At 43.5% G+C, this 3,668-nt stretch carries 7 protein-coding genes; 3 read left to right on the top strand and 4 right to left on the bottom strand.

The annotated features are described in order from the left end of the window. The first annotated feature begins 293 nt into the window (after nt 1–293). On the top strand, nt 294–488 hold the full coding sequence (locus tag ACTG19_RS22010; RefSeq protein ID WP_001421937.1) for a YlcI/YnfO family protein: 195 nt from the start codon (nt 294–296) through the stop codon (nt 486–488). 164 nt (nt 489–652) lie between these two features. Here ACTG19_RS22010 and ybcW read toward each other — a convergent pair whose 3' ends face one another. After that, nucleotides 653–859 carry a protein YbcW gene (ybcW, locus tag ACTG19_RS22005; RefSeq protein ID WP_001031427.1) on the bottom strand — a complete coding sequence of 69 codons (207 nt, stop codon included), beginning with the start codon at nt 857–859 and terminating at the stop codon, nt 653–655. A 243-nt stretch (nt 860–1,102) separates the two neighbouring features. Between ybcW and ACTG19_RS22000 the strand changes: the two genes are divergently transcribed. Continuing rightward, entirely contained in the window at nt 1,103–1,555 is a 453-nt protein-coding gene (locus ACTG19_RS22000; RefSeq protein ID WP_223248938.1) for a DUF1398 domain-containing protein, read from the top strand. Nucleotides 1,556–1,843: 288 nt separating this feature from the next. After that, complete coding sequence (gene bor, locus ACTG19_RS21995) at nt 1,844–2,137, top strand: serum resistance lipoprotein Bor (protein ID WP_000738492.1); 294 nt, start codon at nt 1,844–1,846, stop codon at nt 2,135–2,137. A gap of 31 nt (nt 2,138–2,168) precedes the next feature. Here the strand turns inward: bor and rzpD are convergent, their stop codons facing one another. The 3 genes from rzpD to ACTG19_RS21980 all read right to left on the bottom strand — a co-directional run bounded on the left by rzpD (nt 2,169) and on the right by ACTG19_RS21980 (nt 3,409). Next, nucleotides 2,169–2,630: a prophage endopeptidase RzpD gene (gene rzpD, locus ACTG19_RS21990; protein ID WP_000092275.1), complete on the bottom strand. Its 462-nt coding sequence runs from the start codon at nt 2,628–2,630 to the stop codon at nt 2,169–2,171. Continuing rightward, nucleotides 2,627–3,103 (bottom strand): glycoside hydrolase family 24 protein, encoded by a 477-nt coding sequence (locus tag ACTG19_RS21985; protein WP_000229403.1) that lies wholly within the window; start codon nt 3,101–3,103, stop codon nt 2,627–2,629. Before ACTG19_RS21985 ends, rzpD begins: the two co-directional genes overlap by 4 nt. A 138-nt stretch (nt 3,104–3,241) precedes the next feature. Further along, on the bottom strand, nt 3,242–3,409 hold the full coding sequence (locus tag ACTG19_RS21980) for a phage holin, lambda family (RefSeq protein ID WP_004034645.1): 168 nt from the start codon (nt 3,407–3,409) through the stop codon (nt 3,242–3,244). Nucleotides 3,410–3,668: the final 259 nt, after the last annotated feature.

Genomic DNA, 3,668 nt, shown 5'->3' with positions numbered 1-3,668 from the left:
TCGTTCAGTTACGTATTGCTAAGGTTAAAAGGTTACACAAACCCTGGACAAGCAGCACCTGCTTACGGTTCACTACTCACGACGATGTTTTTTTTGGTACCTTTTTTTTCACCGGAAAGGACCCGTAAAGTGATAATGATTATCATCTACATATCACAACGTGCGTGGAGGCCATCAAACCACGTCAAATAATCAATTATGACGCAGGTATCGTATTAATTGATCTGCATCAACTTAACGTAAAAACAACTTCAGACAATACAAATCAGCGACACTGAATACGGGGCAACCTCATGTCAACGAAGAACAGAACCCGCAGAACAACAACCCGCAACATCCGCTTTCCTAACCAAATGATTGAACAAATTAACATCGCTCTTGAGCAAAAAGGGTCCGGGAATTTCTCAGCCTGGGTCATTGAAGCCTGCCGTCGGAGACTAACGTCAGAAAAGAGAGCATATACATCAATTAAAAGTGATGAAGAATGAACATCCCGCGTTCTTCCCTCCGAACAGGACGATATTGTAAATTCACTTAATTACGAGGGCATTGCAGTAATTGAGTTGCAGTTTTACCACTTTCCTGACAGTGACAGACTGCGTGTTGGCTCTGTCACAGACTAAATAGTTTGAATGATTAGCAGTTATGGTGATCAGTCAACCACCAGGGAATAATCCTTCATATTATTATCGTGCTTCACCAACGCTGCCTCAATTGCTCTGAATGCTTCCAGAGACACCTTATGTTCTATACATGCAATTACAACATCAGGGTAACTCATAGAAATGGTGCTATTAAGCATATTTTTTACACGAATCAGATCCACGGAGGGATCATCAGCAGATTGTTCTTTATTCATTTTGTCGCTCCATGCGCTTGCTCTTCATCTAGCGGTTAAAATATTACTTCAAATCTTTCTGTATGAAGATTTGAGCACGTTGGCCTTACATACATCTGTCGGTTGTATTTCCCTCCAGAATGCCAGCAGGACCGCACTTTGTTACGCAACCAATACTATTAAGTGAAAACATTCCTAATATTTGACATAAATCATCAACAAAACACAAGGAGGTCAGACCAGATTGAAACGATAAAAACGATAATGCAAACTACGCGCCCTCGTATCACATGGAAGGTTTTACCAATGGCTCAGGTTGCCATTTTTAAAGAAATATTCGATCAAGTGCGAAAAGATTTAGACTGTGAATTGTTTTATTCTGAACTAAAACGTCACAACGTCTCACATTATATTTACTATCTAGCCACAGATAATATTCACATCGTGTTAGAAAACGATAACACCGTGTTAATAAAAGGACTTAAAAAGGTTGTAAATGTTAAATTCTCAAGAAACACGCATCTTATAGAAACGTCCTATGATAGGTTGAAATCAAGAGAAATCACATTTCAGCAATACAGGGAAAATCTTGCTAAAGCAGGAGTTTTCCGATGGGTTACAAATATCCATGAACATAAAAGATATTACTATACCTTTGATAATTCATTACTATTTACTGAGAGCATTCAGAACACTACACAAATCTTTCCACGCTAAATCATAACGTCCGGTTTCTTCCGTGTCAGCACCGGGGCGTTGGCATAATGCAATACGTGTACGCGCTAAACCCTGTGTGCATCGTTTTAATTATTCCCGGACACTCCCGCAGAGAGTTCCCCGTCAGGGCTGTGGACATAGTTAATCCGGGAATACAATGACGATTCATCGCACCTGACATACATTAATAAATATTAACAATATGAAATTTCAACTCATTGTTTAGGGTTTGTTTAATTTTCTACACATACGATTCTGCGAACTTCAAAAAGCATCGGGAATAACACCATGAAAAAAATGCTACTCGCTACTGCGCTGGCCCTGCTTATTACAGGATGTGCTCAACAGACGTTTACTGTTCAAAACAAACCGGCAGCAGTAGCACCAAAGGAAACCATCACCCATCATTTCTTCGTTTCTGGAATTGGGCAGAAGAAAACTGTCGATGCAGCCAAAATTTGTGGCGGCGCAGAAAATGTTGTTAAAACAGAAACCCAGCAAACATTCGTAAATGGATTGCTCGGTTTTATTACTTTAGGCATTTATACTCCGCTGGAAGCGCGTGTGTATTGCTCACAATAATTGCATGAGTTGCCCATCGATATGGGCAACTCTATCTGCACTGCTCATTAATATACTTCTGGGTTCCTTCCAGTTGTTTTTGCATAGTGATCAGCCTCTCTCTGAGGGTGAAATAATCCCGTTCAGCGGTGTCTGCCAGTCGGGGGGAGGCTGCATTATCCACGCCGGAGGCGGTGGTGGCTTCACGCACTGACTGACAGACTGCTTTGATGTGCAACCGACGACGACCAGCGGCAACATCATCACGCAGAGCATCATTTTCAGCTTTAGCATCAGCTAACTCCTTCGTGTATTTTGCATCGAGCGCAGCAACATCACGCTGACGCATCTGCATGTCAGTAATTGCCGCGTTCGCCAGCTTCAGTTCTCTGGCATTTTTGTCGCGCTGGGCTTTGTAGGTAATGGCGTTATCACGGTAATGATTAACAGCCCATGACAGGCAGACGATGATGCAGATAACCAGAGCGGAGATAATCGCGGTGACTCTGCTCATACATCAATCTCTCTGACCGTTCCGCCCGCTTCTTTGAATTTTGCAATCAGGCTGTCAGCCTTATGCTCGAACTGACCATAACCAGCGCCCGGCAGTGAAGCCCAGATATTGCTGCAACGGTCGATTGCCTGACGGATATCACCACGATCAATCATAGGTAAAGCGCCACGCTCCTTAATCTGCTGCAATGCCACAGCGTCCTGACTTTTCGGAGAGAAGTCTTTCAGGCCAAGCTGCTTGCGGTAGGCATCCCACCAACGGGAAAGAAGCTGGTAGCGTCCGGCGCCTGTTGATTTGAGTTTTGGGTTTAGCGTGACAAGTTTGCGAGGGTGATCGGAGTAATCAGTAAATAGCTCTCCGCCTACAATGACGTCATAACCATGATTTCTGGTTTTCTGACGTCCGTTATCAGTTCCCTCCGACCACGCCAGCATATCGAGGAACGCCTTACGTTGATTATTGATTTCTACCATCTTCTACTCCGGCTTTTTTAGCAGCGAAGCGTTTGATAAGCGAACCAATCGAGTCAGTACCGATGTCCCGATAAACACGCTCGTTATATAAGCGAGATTGCTACTTAGTCCGGCGAAGTCGAGAAGGTCACGAATGAACTAGGCGATAATGGCGCACATCGTTGCGTCGATTACTGTTTTTGTAAACGCACCGCCATTATATCTGCCGCGAAGGTACGCCATTGCAAACGCAAGGATTGCCCCGATGCCTTGTTCCTTTGCCGCGAGAATGGCGGCCAACAGGTCATGTTTTTCTGGCATCTTCATGTCTTACCCCCAATAAGGGGATTTGCTCTATTTAATTAGGAATAAGGTCGATTACTGATAGAACAAATCCAGGCTACTGTGTTTAGTAATCAGATTTGTTCGTGACCGATATGCACGGGCAAAACGGCAGGAGGTTGTTAGCGCAAAAAAAAAATTCCAAAAAAAAAATTCCAAAAAAAAAAAGCGACTAACAAACACAATCTGATGGCAGGTGCTGCTTGTCCAGGGTTTGTGTAACCTTTTAACCTTAGCAATACGT

It is taken from the genome of Aeromonas sp. 3P, assembly GCF_051919745.1.
In the GTDB taxonomy this organism is placed as follows: domain Bacteria; phylum Pseudomonadota; class Gammaproteobacteria; order Enterobacterales; family Aeromonadaceae; genus Aeromonas; species Aeromonas veronii.
This window is presented reverse-complemented; position numbering and strand designations above follow the sequence as displayed.

Bases quoted from the DNA above. Each gene is read 5' to 3' on its own strand.
- ACTG19_RS22010 (WP_001421937.1), top strand. From the start codon at position 294: ATGTCAACGAAGAACAGAACCCGCAGAACAACAACCCGCAACATCCGC.
- ybcW (WP_001031427.1), bottom strand. From the start codon at position 859: ATGAATAAAGAACAATCTGCTGATGATCCCTCCGTGGATCTGATTCGT.
- ACTG19_RS22000 (WP_223248938.1), top strand. From the start codon at position 1,103: ATGCAAACTACGCGCCCTCGTATCACATGGAAGGTTTTACCAATGGCT.
- bor (WP_000738492.1), top strand. From the start codon at position 1,844: ATGAAAAAAATGCTACTCGCTACTGCGCTGGCCCTGCTTATTACAGGA.
- rzpD (WP_000092275.1), bottom strand. From the start codon at position 2,630: ATGAGCAGAGTCACCGCGATTATCTCCGCTCTGGTTATCTGCATCATC.
- ACTG19_RS21985 (WP_000229403.1), bottom strand. From the start codon at position 3,103: ATGGTAGAAATCAATAATCAACGTAAGGCGTTCCTCGATATGCTGGCG.
- ACTG19_RS21980 (WP_004034645.1), bottom strand. From the start codon at position 3,409: ATGAAGATGCCAGAAAAACATGACCTGTTGGCCGCCATTCTCGCGGCA.